Here is a 16,940-nt window from a genome sequence, read left to right on the forward strand (position 1 = left end):
ACCTTCCGTTAGAGCGTCCTGAACACCAGTAACAACAGGCAAGCAAAGACCGGTACGGCAGCCGTCAGGCTGTCAATTCGGTCCAGAATGCCGCCATGGCCTGGAATCAAGTGGCCGCTATCCTTAATTCCTGCTTCGCGCTTAAACATACTCTCGGTGAGGTCGCCCAGTACAGAAGCCAGAGCCGCCACCACAGAGCAAATCAGCAAGATAACAGGCGCAACATTCAGATTCGCCCACATACCGTAACCCCATGAGATCACGGCAGCCGTAGCAAGCCCGCCGATAAACCCTTGCCAGGTTTTACCCGGGGAAACCTTCGGCGCCAGCTTATGTTTGCCAAATAATTTACCAAACATATACGCGCCAGAGTCCGCTCCCCAGACCAGGATCATGACATAGAGTAGCCATATTGCGCCACTGTAATGATTCTCGTCATAGTGCCAGGCGCGCAGCGCCAGCATGCCCCAGAAAAATGGCACAATAGTTAACAAACCGAAAATGAGACGCAATGTTTTTGAGTTGCGCCAGATTGCCGCCGAACCGGGATAAAATAGCACCAGCAGTAGCGCGACAACCCACCATCCTAACGATGCCCAAAGCGACATCTCAACCAGCGGTTGACGAATGTTGTGATGATACTCAGGCAACAAAAATAGCATCAGCGCCAATAACAGACCACACAGCACCGCCAGCCAAACCCGCTGTGAACGCGCGGCGAAACCGCTTAACTGTCCCCATTCCCACGCGGCCAGCATACAGACAACCAGCGTAATAATGGCGAACCCCACCGGCGGCAATAAAAAAAGCGCAGCGATGACCGCGGGTATTAACACAAAAGCAGAAATCAGGCGATACTTCAGCAAAAGCAACCCCCATCAGGCTTTGTCATCACCAGGCTCGGTACCGCCGAAACGACGCTCTCGATTAGCAAAGGCATGCAGCGCACCTTCAAAGTCTTGTTCATCGAAATCGGGCCAAAGAACATCCGTAAAGTAAAGTTCGGCATAGGCAATTTGCCAAAGCAAAAAGTTACTAATGCGATGCTCTCCCCCAGTCCTAATTACTAAATCCACAGGCGCCAGCTCATGCATACAGATTTGCTGGCCTAGTCTCTCTTCATCAATCTGATCGGGGCGCAGCACTCCAGCCTGCACCTGTTCCGCCAGTTGTCGGACTCCCTGGACAATATCCCAACGTCCGCCGTAATTCGCAGCGATATTCAGCGTTAGACCCGTATTATGGGCGGTAAGCGCTTCTGATTTGCGAATACGTTCTTGTAAACGTGAGTTGAATCGGCTGATATCGCCGATAATACGCAGGCGAACGTTATGGCGGTGCAGGCTTTTGACTTCGCTATCCAGCGCCCACACAAACAGCTCCATTAACGCGCTCACTTCCTGCGCCGGTCGGTTCCAGTTTTCACTACTAAAGGCATACAGCGTTAACGCATCAATACCGTTATTGGCAGCAAAAGAGACCGCTCGCCGGACGGACTTCGCCCCGGCTTTATGCCCAAAGGCCCGGATCTTCCCTTGCTTTTTCGCCCAGCGACCATTGCCATCCATAATTATTGCAACATGACGGCAGCCATGCGCTGGCAAATTTTCGCTTACTGGTTGAGTTGCAGACAACATAACGCGTTTTTTGTCCCTGAAAGGATTTAGCGGTACTCAGGAATACTGAAGCCTTTATACACATTCTCTTCGGTCCGCTTCGCGGATGGCTGCGCGTCATCGCCCCTGTCGTGCGCTGTCTGCGCACGCCGGGAACGTATTCGCCTGCCGTCCCGATGCGTCCTGAATGATTTTGTGTATCCACAAAAAAGCCGTGTAAAACCACGGCTAACCTGACCGAAAAAAGCCAAAAACCTGCGATCAGGTGGCGCAGACTATATCACCGAAGCCCAACGCTAACAAATAGCACGATCTTCTGTCGCGGGATAATCGTCAGCGTGAGAGCCGTATCACTTGTTTTCTGGCTACTTCACGCGCGATGGCGTCAACCTGCAATACGTCCTCAACGCTTGCCGGTTCCTGTAAATCCATCCTCTCCAGCACCGCTAAATTGAGCCCGGCGATATCGGTAAAACGAATCTGTTGCGCCAGAAACGCGGCAACGGTGATTTCGTTTGCCGCATTGAGCGCCGTCGTTGCCGCCTGACCTTGCTCAAACGCCTCCATCGCCAGCTTCAGGCATGGATAACGCTGATAATCTGGCGCGCTAAACGTCAGCGCGCTGAGTTTGCAAAAATCGAGCGGCTGCGCGCCGGACGCGACGCGATTCGGCCATGCCATCGTATGCGCAATAGGCGTACGCATGTCAGGTTCTCCAAGCTGCGCCAGGACGCTGCCGTCCTGATAACGCACCATCGAATGAATGACCGATTGCGGATGGATCAACACTTCCATCTGACGTGCGCTGGCATTAAATAACCAACGCGCTTCAATGTATTCCAGACCTTTATTCATCATGGTGGCGGAGTCGACGGAGATTTTCCGCCCCATCGACCAGTTCGGATGACGACATGCCTGATCCGGCGTCATCGCTGCCAGATCGCACATTGGCGTTTCACGAAACGGGCCACCAGACCCGGTAAGCAAAATCGACGTTACACCATTTTGCTCAAGGTCAGCGTATCCCAGATTATGCTGAATAGATTGCGGCAAACTCTGAAAAATCGCGTTATGTTCGCTATCGACGGGTAAAAGCCGGGCGTTGCTGCGTTTTACTTCGTCCATAAACAGCCGCCCGCAGGTCACCAGCGATTCTTTATTCGCCAGCAGAATCGTCTTCCCTGCGCGAATCGCCGCCAGGGTCGGCAGTAAACCAGCCGCGCCCACAATGGCCGCCATCACATGCCCGACCTCATCAAGCGCCGCCATCTCACAGGCAGCCTGCTGACCGCTCAGAACCTCGGTGCGGCTGCCATGCTGCTGAAGCATTATTTTGAGCTGTTCTGCGCTCGACGTATCGTCCATCACGGCATAACGCGGCGAGAATTCCAGGCACTGCTCCGCCATGCGGGCGACATTTTTACCCGCCACCAGCGCGATAACGCGGAAGCTATCAGGATTATGGCGCACCACGTCCAGTGTGCTGCAACCAATAGAGCCGGTCGAGCCCAGAATGGTTAATTGCTTCATGAAACGTCCAGAAGTGTTGAAACGGAATAAAAAGCAAAACGCCGCACAGGAGACCTGATAATGTCTTCTGCGCGGCGCTTTGTACACCACTCATCCGCCAGGTTTAGCGGTGGAATGAGTTTATATCTGCGTACAGATCAATCAGAACTGCATCAGTTCTGCTTCTTTATCTGCCAACGCCGCATCCACTTTCTTAATTGCCGCGTCGGTCATTTTCTGTACTTCTTCCTGAGAGCGACGATCGTCATCTTCACTGATCGCTTTATCTTTCAGCAGAGCTTTTACTTTATCGTTCGCATCACGGCGGACGTTACGAACGGCGACACGCGCCTGCTCCGCTTCGCCACGGACAATTTTCGTCAGATCTTTACGACGTTCTTCGGTCAGCGGCGGCAGCGGAACGCGAATGTCGGTGCCCGCAGAGCTTGGATTCAAACCGAGGTCTGACGCCATGATCGCTTTTTCAACGGCTGGCCCCATAGAACGGTCAAACACGTTAATTTTTAAGGTACGGGAGTCTTCTACCGTTACGCTTGCCAACTGGCGCAGCGGGGTCGGAGTGCCATAGTATTCTACGACAATACCATCCAGCAGGCTGGGAGAAGCACGACCCGTGCGCACTTTGCTGATTTGGGTTTTGAACGCTTCAACGCATTTTTCCATGCGTACTTCAGCATCTTTTCTGATATCGCTAATCACGTTACGAATCCTTGAAAACTAGTCTCAGTCAGACCAGACGGTCACACAATACAAAGATGTGCTAAGTATAGTCTCGTTTAATTTCTGCCAGGTAATAAGACCCGTCAATAGAACAGAATCTTACCCGTATTTGGCGCTCACGGGAATTATTCCGTGATTAACGTCCCTTCTTTTTCGCCCATCACCACACGACGCAGCGCGCCCGGTTTGTTCATGTTGAAAACACGAATCGGCAGTTTGTGGTCACGAGCCAGCGTGAACGCCGCCAGATCCATCACTTTCAGCTCTTTATCCAGCACTTCGCTGTAGGTCAGCTGATCGTACATGGTCGCGGAAGGATCTTTTGCCGGATCGGCAGTGAATACGCCATCCACTTTGGTCGCTTTCAGTACGACATCCGCTTCAATTTCGATCCCGCGCAGACAGGCCGCAGAGTCGGTAGTGAAGAACGGGTTACCCGTACCTGCAGACAGAATCACAACACGGTTATTACGCAGCAGGCTAATAGCCTCGGCCCAACTGTAGTTGTCGCATACGCCGTTTAAAGGAATTGCCGACATCAGGCGGGCGTTCACATAGGCGCGGTGAAGCGCATCACGCATTGCCAGGCCGTTCATGACGGTGGCCAACATGCCCATGTGGTCGCCCACAACGCGGTTCATCCCCGCTTTTGCCAGACCTGCGCCACGGAACAGGTTACCACCGCCAATCACCACACCAACCTGAATACCCAGTTCAACCAGTTCTTTGATCTCCTGAGCCATACGATCCAGTATGCTTGCATCAATACCGAAGCCTTCCGTACCCTGCAGAGCTTCGCCGCTTAATTTAAGCAGAATGCGTTTATAGACGGGTTTTGCATTGGTAGCCATGTTTCTTTCCTGAGACTGTCAACGATTGATATGAGTTAATTCCGGCGACATTGTACGTCGCATTTCAGCGCAGACGCCAAGCGTCGGCTGATTTTACAAGAGAGGCGCAAAAAGAAGCCGCCCTCAGGCGGCTCCTCAGGAAAATCAGGACTGCTTAGACATCGCAGCAACTTCTGCTGCAAAGTCAGTCTCGACTTTCTCAATGCCTTCGCCCACTTCAAAGCGGATGAAGCCAGTCACGTCAGCGTTGTGCTCTTTCAGCAGTTGGCCAACAGATTTGCTCGGTTCCATGACGAAAGGCTGACCAGTCAGAGAAACTTCGCCGGTGAATTTCTTCATGCGGCCTTCAACCATTTTCTCTGCGATTTCTTTCGGCTTACCGGACTGCATCGCGATGTCCAGCTGTACCTGGTACTCTTTCTCTACCACGTCAGCAGACACGTCTTCCGGCTTAACGAATTCCGGCTTGCTTGCCGCAACGTGCATCGCCAGCTGTTTAACCAGCTCTTCGTCAGCGCCTTTAGCAGCAACCAGAACGCCGATGCGCGCACCGTGCTGGTAAGAACCCAGAACGTCGCCTTCCAGGGAAGCTACGCGACGAATGTTGATGTTCTCGCCAATTTTCGCTACCAGAGCAACGCGCTCTTCTTCGAACTGCGCTTTCAGGACTTCTACGTCAGTGATTTTGCCAGCAACAGCGGCGTCCAGCACTTTGTCAGCAAATGCCTGGAAGCCAGCATCTTTAGCCACGAAGTCAGTCTGGCAGTTAACTTCCAGAATGAAAGCGACGTTGCCGTCGATTTTGGTTTTGATTACGCCGTCAGCAGCCACGTTGCCTGCTTTTTTCGCCGCTTTGATAGCGCCGGACTTACGCATGTTTTCGATTGCCAGCTCAATGTCGCCATTCGCTTCAGTCAGCGCTTTTTTGCAATCCATCATGCCTGCGCCGGTACGCTCACGCAGCTCTTTTACCAGGGATGCGGTAATTTCAGCCATTCTAAAATCCTCGAAAGATTTGATCTGCCCGGCATCAAACCGCACAGATATAAAAGTGAAAAAGGGGGCCATATACAGGCCCCCTAACCAAACGTGATACTACCTGGTCTATAAGGGCTCTCCCCTTCATATTTCGAGCCGCAGGCGCGTTGCCTTCACTCGCTCATCCCGGTCACTTACTGATGTAAGCTCCCGGGAATTCTCGAGCTTGCCGCCTTCCTGCAACTCGAACTATTTTAGGGAGTTATCAAGCCTTATTACTCGGCTTCTACGAAGCTTTCTTCCGCCTGGGAAGCCAGATCCTGAGAACGGCCTTCACGAACGGTTGCAGCGACAGCGCCCAGGTACAGGCTAACAGCACGGATTGCGTCATCGTTACCCGGGATAACGAAGTCAACGCCGTCCGGATCAGAGTTGGTATCAACGATAGCAAATACCGGGATACCCAGGTTGTTCGCTTCTTTGATAGCAATGTGCTCGTGGTCAGCATCGATAACGAACAGAGCGTCCGGCAGACCGCCCATGTCTTTGATACCGCCCAGGCTGTTTTCCAGTTTCTCAAGCTCACGAGTACGCATCAGCGCTTCTTTCTTGGTCAGCTTTTCGAAAGTACCGTCCTGAGACTGAGTTTCCAGGTCTTTCAGACGTTTGATGGACTGACGAACTGTTTTCCAGTTAGTCAGCATACCGCCCAGCCAGCGATGGTTCACGAAGAACTGGTCGCAGCTGTTAGCAGCTTCTTTCACCGCTTCGCTTGCAGCGCGTTTAGTACCAACGAAAAGGATTTTACCTTTACGAGCAGAGATCTTGTTCAGTTCAGCCAGAGCTTCGTTGAACATCGGTACAGTTTTCTCAAGGTTGATGATGTGAACTTTGTTACGCGCGCCGAAGATGAACGGCTTCATTTTCGGGTTCCAGTAACGGGTCTGGTGACCAAAGTGAACACCAGCCTTGAGCATATCGCGCATGGAAACAGTTGCCATGATTTAAAACCTCTATAGATTAAGTTGGGGTTATGCCTCCACGTATCCCATATTACCGACCCCAAAGGGCACCCCGGAATATGTGCCGATACGTGTGTGTTGTTACACAAAGTGAGATTTGTCGCTCCCGTCCATCGTGTGTAGTCTTCGAATGGATCGGAAGTCCGGCGCGCTTTATACCACAAATACGCCACCGACACCAATAATTGTTGGCACTCAGTGCTGAATTGAACGATGAATTTCGTGTTACAAGCAGGCGGCAAATTTTTGCATCCCCTGGAGCTTACGGCTAATAAGTGACTGGGGTGAAAAAATGTCGCCAACGCACCTGTGGCACGAAAGGCGAAGTTCAGAATGATTCTCAATTTGGCAGGGTACACCCCTGACTGATACCATTGTCAGCACTTACACAATTATTGCCGAAATCATCGGCACTGATGGACAGAATTCATGGCTATCTCTATCAAGACATCTGAAGACATCGAAAAAATGCGCGTCGCGGGCCGTCTGGCAGCCGAAGTGCTGGAAATGATCGAACCGTATATCAAACCGGGCGTCACCACCGGCGAACTGGACCGTATCTGTAACGATTACATCGTTAACGAACAACACGCGATCTCCGCCTGCCTCGGCTACCACGGCTATCCGAAATCCGTCTGTATCTCTATTAATGAAGTGGTGTGCCACGGCATTCCGGATGACGCTAAACATCTGAAAGATGGTGATATCGTCAACATCGACGTGACCGTGATTAAAGATGAATTCCACGGCGATACCTCGAAGATGTTTATCGTCGGCAAACCGACCATTCTGGGCGAGCGTCTGTGCCGCGTCACGCAAGAGAGCCTGTATCTGGGCATCAAAATGGTGAAACCGGGCATCCGCCTGCGCACCATTGGCGCCGCCATCCAGAAATATGCCGAAGGCGAAGGTTTCTCCGTGGTACGTGAATACTGCGGACACGGTATTGGTCGCGGCTTCCATGAAGAACCGCAGGTGCTGCATTATGATGCAGACGATGGCGGCGTCGTGTTGCAGCCTGGCATGACCTTTACCATTGAACCGATGCTGAACGCCGGGGATTACCGTATCCGCACCATGAAAGACGGCTGGACGGTGAAAACCAAAGATCGCAGCTTGTCTGCTCAGTACGAGCATACTATTGTGGTAACGGAAAACGGCTGTGAAATTCTGACGCTGCGTAAAGATGACACCATCCCGGCGATCATCACACACGACGAATAATGTTTTGCCTGATGGCGATGCCTTCGCATCTTATCAGGCCTACAAATTACACCTTTACTCAAAATCATTCGAGTTGCCTCAAGGCGGCAAGAGAGTGAATCTTCAGGAGCGTACATAAGTACGTGACTGGAGTGAACGAGCGCAGCCAACGTAGAAGCAACTTGAAGGATGAAGAGTAAATACGTAGGCCGGATAAGGCGTTCACGCCATTATCCGGCTTTTTAATGGGTGGCGCATATGAATACTCTTCCTGAACAGCACGCGAATACCGCACTCCCCACCCTCCCTGACCAGCCGCAAAACCCTGGCGTCTGGCCGCGCGCTGAACTGACCGTCGCCGGTATCAAAGCCCGCATCGACATCTTTCAACACTGGCTGGGCGAGGCATTTGACAGCGGCATTTGTGCTGAACAGCTTATTGAAGCCCGAACCGAATTTATCGACCAGTTGTTGCAACGCCTGTGGATTGAGGCCGGTTTCGGTCAGATTGCCGATCTGGCGCTGGTCGCCGTCGGCGGCTATGGACGCGGCGAACTGCATCCGCTTTCCGATATTGATCTGCTCATTTTAAGCCGCAAAAAGCTGCCCGATGAACAGGCACAAAAGGTCGGCGAGCTGCTGACTTTATTATGGGACGTCAAGCTGGATGTCGGGCATAGCGTACGTACGCTGGAAGAGTGTCTGCTGGAAGGTCTGTCTGATTTAACCGTTGCGACAAACCTCATCGAAACGCGCCTGCTGATCGGTGATGTTGCTCTGTTTCTGGCACTGCAAAAACATATTTTCAGCGAAGGTTTTTGGCCGTCCGACAAATTTTACGCCGCCAAAGTAGAAGAGCAGAACCAGCGCCACCAGCGCTATCACGGTACCAGCTATAATCTGGAGCCGGATATTAAAAGCAGCCCCGGCGGCCTGCGCGATATCCATACGTTACAGTGGGTCGCCCGACGTCACTTCGGCGCTACCTCGCTCGATGAGATGGTGGGATTCGGCTTTTTAACCCCCGCAGAGCGCGCGGAGCTCAACGAGTGCCTGCATATCCTGTGGCGCATTCGCTTTGCGCTACATCTGGTGGTCAGCCGCTACGATAACCGCCTGCTGTTCGACCGCCAGTTAAGCGTCGCTCAACGCCTTAACTACAGCGGCGAGGGTAATGATCCGGTTGAGCGGATGATGAAAGACTACTTCCGGGTTACGCGCCGGGTGAGCGAACTTAATCAGATGCTGCTTCAGCTATTTGACGAGGCGATTCTGGCGCTGCCTGCGGATGAAAAACCACGTCCTGTTGACGATGAGTTTCAACTGCGCGGCACGCTCATTGATCTGCGTGACGACACGCTGTTTATCCGCGAACCGCAAGCGATCCTGCGCATGTTTTATATGATGGTGCGCAATAGCGCGATCACCGGCATCTACTCTACGACGTTACGCCACTTGCGCCACGCCCGCCGCCACCTGAGCCAACCGCTGTGTTACATCCCGGAGGCGCGCACTCTGTTTCTTAGTATGCTGCGCCATCCCGGCGCGGTCAGCCGCGGCCTGCTGCCTATGCATCGCCACAGCGTACTGTGGGCTTATATGCCGCAGTGGTCGCACATCGTCGGACAAATGCAGTTTGACCTGTTCCACGCATACACGGTGGATGAACACACCATCCGCGTAATGCTCAAACTGGAGAGCTTCGCGAAAGAAGAGACGCGCCAGCGCCATCCGCTATGCGTCGATCTCTGGCCGCGGCTTCCCCATCCGGAACTGATCCTGATCGCCGCGCTGTTCCACGATATTGCGAAAGGACGCGGCGGCGACCATTCGGTACTGGGCGCGCAGGATGTACTCACCTTCGCCGAACTGCACGGTTTGAACTCACGCGAAACGCAACTGGTCGCCTGGCTGGTGCGCCAACACCTGCTGATGTCAGTCACCGCCCAGCGCCGCGACATCCAGGATCCGGAAGTCATCAAGCAGTTTGCCGAAGAGGTGCAAACCGAAACACGGCTGCGTTTTCTGGTCTGCCTGACCGTCGCGGACATCTGCGCGACCAACGAAACCTTGTGGAATAGCTGGAAACAGAGCCTGCTGCGCGAGCTGTACTTCGCCACTGAAAAACAGCTCAGACGTGGAATGCAAAATACGCCGGATATGCGTGAGCGCGTGCGTCACCATCAGCTTCAGGCGCTGGCGCTGCTGCGAATGGACAATATTGATGAAGCCGCGCTGCACAAAATCTGGACCCGCTGTCGCGCTAACTATTTTGTTCGTCATAGTCCAAATCAGCTCGCCTGGCACGCACGCCATTTATTGCAGCACGATCTGAGCCAACCGTTAGTGTTGCTCAGTCCGCAAGCCACGCGCGGCGGAACCGAAATTTTTATCTGGAGTCCGGACAGACCCTATCTGTTTGCCGCCGTCTGCGCCGAGCTGGACAGGCGTAATTTAAGCGTCCATGACGCGCAGATCTTTACCACTCGCGACGGCATGGCAATGGATACGTTTATCGTTCTGGAACCAGACGGCAGCCCGCTGGCGGCGGATCGCCATGACGTTATTCGCACCGGTCTTGAACAGACCATTACGCAGCGTAGCTGGCAGCCGCCGCAGCCGCGTCGGCAACCGGCAAAGTTACGGCACTTTACGGTCGAAACGGAAGTCAATTTTTTGCCCACCCATACCGACAGAAAATCATTCATGGAATTGATCGCGCTCGATCAACCTGGTCTGCTGGCCAGGGTCGGACAAATTTTTGCCGATCTGGGAATTTCGCTTCATGGCGCCCGAATTACAACCATTGGTGAACGAGTAGAAGATTTATTCATAATCGCCACAGCGGATCGGCGCGCACTTAATAATGTGCTGCAACTTGAGGTGCAACAACGGTTGACAGCGGCCCTCAATCCAAACGATAAAGGGTAGTGTGTTTATTTATATGAAAGAGTTTAACAATGCAGCAGTTACAGAACGTTATTGAGACCGCTTTTGAGCGCCGCGCCGATATTACGCCGGTTAATGTAGATACCGTGACCCGAGAGGCGGTAAACCAGGTCATTTCTCTACTTGATTCCGGCGCGCTGCGTGTCGCAGAAAAAATCGACGGTCAGTGGGTCACTCACCAGTGGTTGAAGAAAGCGGTTCTGCTCTCTTTCCGTATTAACGATAACCAGGTTATCGACGGTGCGGAAAGCCGCTACTTCGATAAAGTCCCGATGAAATTCGCTGATTACGACGAAGCGCGTTTTCAGAAAGAAGGCTTCCGCGTCGTTCCGCCTGCAGCCGTTCGTCAGGGCGCATTTATCGCCCGCAACACCGTGCTGATGCCGTCTTACGTTAACATCGGCGCCTACGTTGACGAAGGCACCATGGTTGATACCTGGGCGACGGTGGGTTCCTGCGCGCAGATTGGTAAAAATGTTCACCTTTCCGGCGGCGTGGGTATCGGCGGCGTACTGGAGCCGCTGCAGGCTAACCCGACCATCATTGAAGACAACTGCTTTATTGGCGCGCGTTCTGAAGTCGTGGAAGGCGTCATTGTCGAAGAAGGTTCCGTCATTTCCATGGGGGTATACCTCGGCCAGAGCACCAAAATCTACGATCGCGAAACCGGTGAAGTTCACTATGGCCGCGTACCGGCGGGCTCCGTGGTCGTTTCCGGCAACCTGCCGTCAAAAGACGGTAAGTACAGTTTGTACTGCGCGGTGATCGTGAAAAAAGTCGACGCCAAAACGCGTGGCAAAGTGGGCATTAACGAATTACTGCGCACTATTGATTAAGCGAGTGAAAAGCGGGGGCGACAGCCCCCCTTTGCATTACGGCGAATGCGGTAACACGGTTTCCGGCGCAATCTTTGCCGCAAATGCCGAAGCCAACGCAGTCAAAACGACATAACCGGCAACCAAAGTCCAACTGTTATCATAGACTGCGCTTAACGCTTTAGCGATAAACGGCGTGAATCCCCCTGCCACAACCGCCCCCAACTGAGCGCCAATTGATGAACCGCTGTAGCGTACAGGCGGATGAAACAGTCCGGCGAAAAAAGAAGGTTGCACGGCATTCAGTGAATTATGACCAATGTTAATAAGCAGAACGTAGCCCATTGTCATCAGTATGAGCGAACGGCTTTCCAGCAGCCAGAAAAAGGGAAAAGCCATTGCCGCGACAAAAAGCGCGCCGAAAATATACACCTGACGGCAGCCACGCCGATCCGACATGATGCCAAATAGCACGTGCATGGGATACGCCAGCAGACAGGTGAACATTACAATGTACAGAATAGTCAGGCTGGCAATCCCAAGCTGCGTCGTCGCCCAGGAAACCGCGAAGACGGTGGCAAGAAAAAAGGGAACGCTTTCCGCAAAACGTAGAATTATAATCAGCAAAATGCTGCGCCATTGCTCTCGTACCACTTTGACCACCGGCCTTTCTTCTTTTTGCTGCCTATGATTAATGGCCTGCTGCTTTTTAAACGCACGGAAGACAGGCGTCTCATCCAGACGATGACGCATATATAATCCAGGCAGCACCAAAAGCGCACTGAGCAGAAAAGGAATACGCCATCCCCACAATAACAACGCCTCCTTCGGTAATTGGGTCACGACTATAAATGCGCCTGTCGCCAATAATTGTCCCGTGAGTCCTCCTGTTTGCGATAGCGCGCTTAACCGCCCCCGGTGCTTTCCAGCAGCATATTCCACGACCATTAACATGGCGCCTCCCCATTCGCCTCCAACCATAAATCCCTGCAGAAAACGCAGAATAACCAGTAAGGCAGGCGCCAGCGCGCCAATACTGGCGTAAGAAGGCAGGCAACCGATGAGAAACGTGACCGCGCCCATCCCCCCTAACGTGATTAATAACGTGTTTTTACGCCCAAGCGTATCTCCCCTGTTGCCAAAAAATAGCGCGCCCAGCGGCCGGGAAATAAATCCCACGCCGAAACTGGCAAAAGAAGATAACGTTGCAGTCAATGGGCTGGCGCCAGGGAAAAAAAGCGGGCCAAATACCAGCGCGCTTGCCAGGCCGTATAATAGAAAATCATAATATTCAATGGAGTTTCCTATCCAGGCGGAAATCACCACCCGGCGAATAGTAGCATTATACGTTCCGGACATAGACTCCGCCTCTCAAGGTTATCGACCACTACCTCCGGTCAATTTTCCACACTGACCTCAAACGCTTTCTCTATAAACGGAATATCGCGTTGAATTACTTAAACTATCAATAACCACCGCCCTTTTACTCATGACGTTGCCGAGACGTCTTCTGCGATCAACCGCGCTTTTTTTGTATCCATTGGTGGCGAAAAACCAACTTTTCGTTAATTATTCAAAAGTTATAGTGTGATGAAGGATACCGCTATGTATGACAATCTAAAAAGTCTGGGCATTACCAATCCTGAGGAAATCGATCGTTACAGCCTGCGGCAAGAAGCCAATAACGATATCCTGAAAATCTATTTTCAAAAGGATAGAGGTGAATTCTTTGCTAAAAGCGTGAAGTTTAAGTATCCACGCCAGCGTAAAACGGTGGTGGCCGATGGCATCGGTCAGGGTTATAAAGAAGTACAGGAGATTAGCCCTAACCTACGCTATGTGATTGACGAGCTGGACCAAATCTGCCAGCGCGACCGCTCAGAACTCGATCTCAAACGTAAGATCCTCGACGACTTGCGCCACCTGGAAAGCGTCGTCGCGAATAAGATCAGTGAAATCGAAGCCGATCTGGACAAGCTTACCCGCAAATAAAAAAGCTGCCGGGGCTTCATTTCGGGCCCCTCTCACTCTGCTGCTCCCTCTCATCCACCTCACGGCTACCACCATTTTTCATCACTATGCCTCACAGCGGCTCAATACATATCATTTCGTTATCCTGCTGTATTTATTAATAAAAATAAAAAGCTATGTTCATCCTCCCTATTTATGGAGGTTATATGACTCAGGAAATCACGCTAACATGTTATTCGCTGCCTGCGGCCCCCGGACTGGATAACATCAAATTTGAAAAGGGGCGCGAGCACGACCGCCAGGTGCTGGGATTTATTCTGCCAGCGAATACGCAGCTGCAAATCCGCCAGCCAAATAACAACGCCGGTAACGCCAGACTCCGTCTGCTGTGCAATGACTCAGCGTGTGAGAAATCGCTTACGCTGAACGGCAACTGGCAAACGATCAGCACAACGGTCGATTCCGTTCCCTTTATTGATACCCTCTTTTTTGCGCAGGGCGGCGAGTTTTCGGTGATCTACCGACAGCCAACCAGCAATAAAAATTTGCCACACTGGCGTAAGGGGCAATCCGAAGACGCTTTTTTCCAGACCTGGGAAGAACAGGCGTCGCCTTTTGCCCTGCTGGAACTGGACCGCGTGCGTTTTCTGCTGCCCTGGGCGGATCGCGCTAATGTCATCAACGCCGGTATCACCGCGCTGGATGCCTACTATACGCGAGTGATCGACGCCTATAATGACTGGACTGGTCTCAGCGATAGCCCTGCTTCGCCGCTTAATCAAAATGTCGCTAACCGCTATTTTATTAAAGCGGATAAACACGGCGTCGGCGCGGCTTATTATCTCCCCTGGTGGTGCGCGCAAACGGCTGCAACATTAAGCCAGGGGTGGATCGATAATGTCGCCACGCAGTGGACGATTCTGCATGAAATCGGTCACGGCTATCAGGGCGTCTTTATGAATGACGTCGACCTGCCAGTCGGTGAGGTGTGGAACAACATTTACGCCGCGTTTTTCCAGCAGCTTAATCTGAACCAGGGGAACCATCTTTATACCGACGGCTGGCTCTACAATTACGGACGGCAGTCTGAGCAGGAATTGCAATTCATTACCTATCTGCGGAATCGCACGCCGGTTAGCGCCTGGGGCGTCCGCCCCCGCCTGCAATTTCTGATGCTGATGTTATTTAAAGGCGGAACAGAAGCCTTCCGGGTGTTTAACCAGAACTACCGCGCGCTGGGTGCTGACGAAAACTTTTTGCCCTGCGAGCATCGCCTGACCGATCTGCTGGCGGACGCCATCGCCACAGCCTCAGGTTATGACGTCGCGCCGTTTATTCAGCTGTGCGGCTTACCGGTCGATGCGTTCACCCGCGAGCAGATCGCCGCACAGGCGGTAAAACCCGTCTGGCCGCTTTACGATCTGCTGCCGGAGCGCGAATGGGAAAGCGCGCGCCAACAGTTAGGGCTGGACTCTTTTGTCTGGCTGGTTGAAAACGCCGAGCTGGCGGCGCTGAACAAAACGGGAACGCTCACGCTAACGCTGAATATCGATCAGCCGGAGCAACTTTATGGACGCGTCTTAACGCTACACGACAACGCCGGCAGCACATATACATTGCCCGTCAACGACAGTACGCTCACGTTAACTCCCCTGCCCATTGGCATTTACCATCTCACCCTGCCCAAAGGGCGATCGCAGAAATACCGCCCGGACACGGACTATGTGGTTATCCGCGAAGGGGAAAACGCGCTTACCGTTAATTTCACCGCCTTGCAGGACAGCACCGCGCATAACGAGCAGTTGATTTTCCTCGGCTACGGCGACATGCCCTTCGCCCGTTTAGCCGTGGATCATGAGGCCAGACAATTAGTTCTGGACATCACGAAAGCCACGCCGCACAGCTACTTCGCGAATACGTTATACGCCAGCATAACGGTGTTAACCGCCAGCGGCGAAAAGGTTTTTGAACGTAAGATGAACGGAACAAACTGCGCCACCGAAAAAATTGTGGTGCCGTTTAGCGACCACTACCACCTTTATCTTTATCATGCCGAGCCTGGCCGCCTGAAAGCCTCGCCGGGCTATCTGACATTGGTCTCGTCGACGAAATATCAGTTACTGCATCTTGATAGCGAAGGGCTTTATCATTTTTCGCTCAACAACGATCCTGCCGCAGATCTCCAGGCTATGTTTATCCATCGCGCAGATGCTATCCGCGCCTGCCCTTCATTGATGGCGCAACCTTATGCCGCTTGCAAAAACGATCTCTGGCTGATGCTCTCCCACATTGAAGAGCCGACCCGTAGCGCGTTAATGCGCGACAGCGTTGATGTGCTGCCGACGGATAACAGCGAGCCGGGCGAAGGCATCGGTAAAGGCGTGACGTTGCAGTTACGCGGACAAGGCGACAGAACGTTTTGCCAGCTTGCTTACGATAATCGGCAACAGCGCATGACAATAGAAACACTGGCCGGGCAGCCTCATCCCTACTATACCGCGACATACAGCACGCTCACGGTGAAGGAGGAGTCCGGCGAGGTTATCTATAGCCGTCATTATGATGGCATCACCCACTATTCAGCCGATAGCGATACGGTTGTTTTGCAAGCGGGAATGTACATTGAGCTCTTCCATGACGAACCTTACCGTTGCAACGCCATCAATGAAACGACCGGGCAAAACGTCACGCTGAAAAAACACAACCGCTGGCGCGTGGTGAGCGATGGGCTGGAGGTCGACTCACCGGAACAAACGGAAGAGAAAAATACCTCCGATGCTGCCGCATTATATGGCGATAAATTCAGCTGGCAGCTTATTGGCAAGGAAGAAAATGGTTTTGCCAGTATGGAAATAGACATCCGTGCGCAACAATTTATCTTTACCGCATACCCAATTGTGCCGCATAGCGACTTCGCAACGGAATATGCGGCAGTGACGATTTATAATACGCGCGGTACGGTGGTTTACCGTCAGTCGATAAAAGGTTCGGTGCAGCTTGGCGGCTATACTGACGTCTGCGGGCTGGGTGAGGATTATACGATTGAGGTCTTTCATGCCGAGGGCGCAGACCAGTCGGTTATCCGCAACCCGCTCAATGGCGAAAGCTGGCCGCAGCCGCAACACGTGATCTGGCAGGTCACGGCGCGGGGATTGCAGCGCCTGACCACGAATTAACCACCCCCCCCATCACAGCGTCTTCGGGCGCTGTGAGATTACGTTGTCGAATGGCGGTTTTGCCTAATCCGGCCTACCACTTCGCCCAAGTTCCCTGCTCTGGTCAGCG

13 protein-coding genes are annotated in these 16,940 nt (G+C 52.8%); 5 read left to right on the forward strand and 8 right to left on the reverse strand.

Features of this window, described 5'->3' with window-relative positions; genetic code table 11:
* Positions 1-8 precede the first annotated feature (8 nt).
* From cdsA to rpsB, 7 genes are all read right to left on the reverse strand, one after another.
* Positions 9-866 (reverse strand): phosphatidate cytidylyltransferase, encoded by an 858-nt coding sequence (cdsA, locus tag LCS67_RS17785; RefSeq protein WP_000922422.1) that lies wholly within the window; start codon positions 864-866, stop codon positions 9-11.
* Positions 867-878: 12 nt separating this feature from the next.
* Positions 879-1,637 (reverse strand): (2E,6E)-farnesyl-diphosphate-specific ditrans,polycis-undecaprenyl-diphosphate synthase, encoded by a 759-nt coding sequence (gene ispU / locus LCS67_RS17790; RefSeq protein WP_000947413.1) that lies wholly within the window; start codon positions 1,635-1,637, stop codon positions 879-881.
* A 312-nt stretch (positions 1,638-1,949) separates the two neighbouring features.
* Positions 1,950-3,146, reverse strand: a complete 1,197-nt coding sequence (gene ispC, locus LCS67_RS17795; protein ID WP_000811899.1) for a 1-deoxy-D-xylulose-5-phosphate reductoisomerase — start codon at positions 3,144-3,146, stop codon at positions 1,950-1,952.
* Between the two features lie 141 nt (positions 3,147-3,287).
* Positions 3,288-3,845 (reverse strand): ribosome recycling factor, encoded by a 558-nt coding sequence (gene frr / locus LCS67_RS17800; RefSeq protein ID WP_000622423.1) that lies wholly within the window; start codon positions 3,843-3,845, stop codon positions 3,288-3,290.
* A gap of 146 nt (positions 3,846-3,991) precedes the next feature.
* On the reverse strand, positions 3,992-4,717 hold the full coding sequence (pyrH, locus tag LCS67_RS17805) for a UMP kinase (RefSeq protein WP_000224567.1): 726 nt from the start codon (positions 4,715-4,717) through the stop codon (positions 3,992-3,994).
* A 144-nt stretch (positions 4,718-4,861) separates the two neighbouring features.
* Positions 4,862-5,713: a translation elongation factor Ts gene (tsf, locus tag LCS67_RS17810; protein ID WP_000808106.1), complete on the reverse strand. Its 852-nt coding sequence runs from the start codon at positions 5,711-5,713 to the stop codon at positions 4,862-4,864.
* A gap of 257 nt (positions 5,714-5,970) precedes the next feature.
* On the reverse strand, positions 5,971-6,696 hold the full coding sequence (gene rpsB, locus LCS67_RS17815; protein ID WP_000246886.1) for a 30S ribosomal protein S2: 726 nt from the start codon (positions 6,694-6,696) through the stop codon (positions 5,971-5,973).
* Positions 6,697-7,146: 450 nt separating this feature from the next.
* Here rpsB and map point away from each other — a divergent pair, with 450 nt between their 5' ends.
* The 3 genes from map to dapD all read left to right on the forward strand — a co-directional run bounded on the left by map (position 7,147) and on the right by dapD (position 11,705).
* Entirely contained in the window at positions 7,147-7,941 is a 795-nt protein-coding gene (gene map, locus LCS67_RS17820) for a type I methionyl aminopeptidase (protein ID WP_001018214.1), read from the forward strand.
* A 237-nt stretch (positions 7,942-8,178) separates the two neighbouring features.
* Complete coding sequence (gene glnD, locus LCS67_RS17825) at positions 8,179-10,851, forward strand: bifunctional uridylyltransferase/uridylyl-removing protein GlnD (protein ID WP_001094523.1); 2,673 nt, start codon at positions 8,179-8,181, stop codon at positions 10,849-10,851.
* A 29-nt stretch (positions 10,852-10,880) separates the two neighbouring features.
* Positions 10,881-11,705 (forward strand): 2,3,4,5-tetrahydropyridine-2,6-dicarboxylate N-succinyltransferase, encoded by an 825-nt coding sequence (gene dapD, locus LCS67_RS17830; protein ID WP_001186676.1) that lies wholly within the window; start codon positions 10,881-10,883, stop codon positions 11,703-11,705.
* A gap of 36 nt (positions 11,706-11,741) precedes the next feature.
* Here dapD and LCS67_RS17835 read toward each other — a convergent pair whose 3' ends face one another.
* Positions 11,742-13,043: an MFS transporter gene (locus LCS67_RS17835; protein ID WP_000017177.1), complete on the reverse strand. Its 1,302-nt coding sequence runs from the start codon at positions 13,041-13,043 to the stop codon at positions 11,742-11,744.
* Positions 13,044-13,289: 246 nt separating this feature from the next.
* On the opposite strand from LCS67_RS17835, the gene LCS67_RS17840 reads away from it, so the two are divergent.
* On the forward strand, positions 13,290-13,676 hold the full coding sequence (locus LCS67_RS17840) for a DUF3461 family protein (protein ID WP_000272193.1): 387 nt from the start codon (positions 13,290-13,292) through the stop codon (positions 13,674-13,676).
* Positions 13,677-13,861: 185 nt separating this feature from the next.
* A complete protein-coding gene (locus LCS67_RS17845; protein ID WP_080183704.1) occupies positions 13,862-16,831 on the forward strand; it encodes a putative mucin/carbohydrate-binding domain-containing protein in 2,970 nt (989 codons plus the stop codon).
* Positions 16,832-16,940: the final 109 nt, after the last annotated feature.

The organism is Salmonella sp. A7 (assembly GCF_020181675.1).
Classification (GTDB): domain Bacteria; phylum Pseudomonadota; class Gammaproteobacteria; order Enterobacterales; family Enterobacteriaceae; genus Salmonella; species Salmonella enterica.

What these genes read in the sequence shown, in the direction of transcription:
- ispU (WP_000947413.1), bottom strand. Translation starts at nt 1,637, where the DNA reads ATGTTGTCTGCAACTCAACCAGTAAGCGAAAATTTGCCAGCGCATGGC.
- ispC (WP_000811899.1), bottom strand. Translation starts at nt 3,146, where the DNA reads ATGAAGCAATTAACCATTCTGGGCTCGACCGGCTCTATTGGTTGCAGC.
- pyrH (WP_000224567.1), bottom strand. Translation starts at nt 4,717, where the DNA reads ATGGCTACCAATGCAAAACCCGTCTATAAACGCATTCTGCTTAAATTA.
- tsf (WP_000808106.1), bottom strand. Translation starts at nt 5,713, where the DNA reads ATGGCTGAAATTACCGCATCCCTGGTAAAAGAGCTGCGTGAGCGTACC.
- rpsB (WP_000246886.1), bottom strand. Translation starts at nt 6,696, where the DNA reads ATGGCAACTGTTTCCATGCGCGATATGCTCAAGGCTGGTGTTCACTTT.
- map (WP_001018214.1), top strand. Translation starts at nt 7,147, where the DNA reads ATGGCTATCTCTATCAAGACATCTGAAGACATCGAAAAAATGCGCGTC.
- glnD (WP_001094523.1), top strand. Translation starts at nt 8,179, where the DNA reads ATGAATACTCTTCCTGAACAGCACGCGAATACCGCACTCCCCACCCTC.
- dapD (WP_001186676.1), top strand. Translation starts at nt 10,881, where the DNA reads ATGCAGCAGTTACAGAACGTTATTGAGACCGCTTTTGAGCGCCGCGCC.
- LCS67_RS17835 (WP_000017177.1), bottom strand. Translation starts at nt 13,043, where the DNA reads ATGTCCGGAACGTATAATGCTACTATTCGCCGGGTGGTGATTTCCGCC.
- LCS67_RS17840 (WP_000272193.1), top strand. Translation starts at nt 13,290, where the DNA reads ATGTATGACAATCTAAAAAGTCTGGGCATTACCAATCCTGAGGAAATC.
- LCS67_RS17845 (WP_080183704.1), top strand. Translation starts at nt 13,862, where the DNA reads ATGACTCAGGAAATCACGCTAACATGTTATTCGCTGCCTGCGGCCCCC.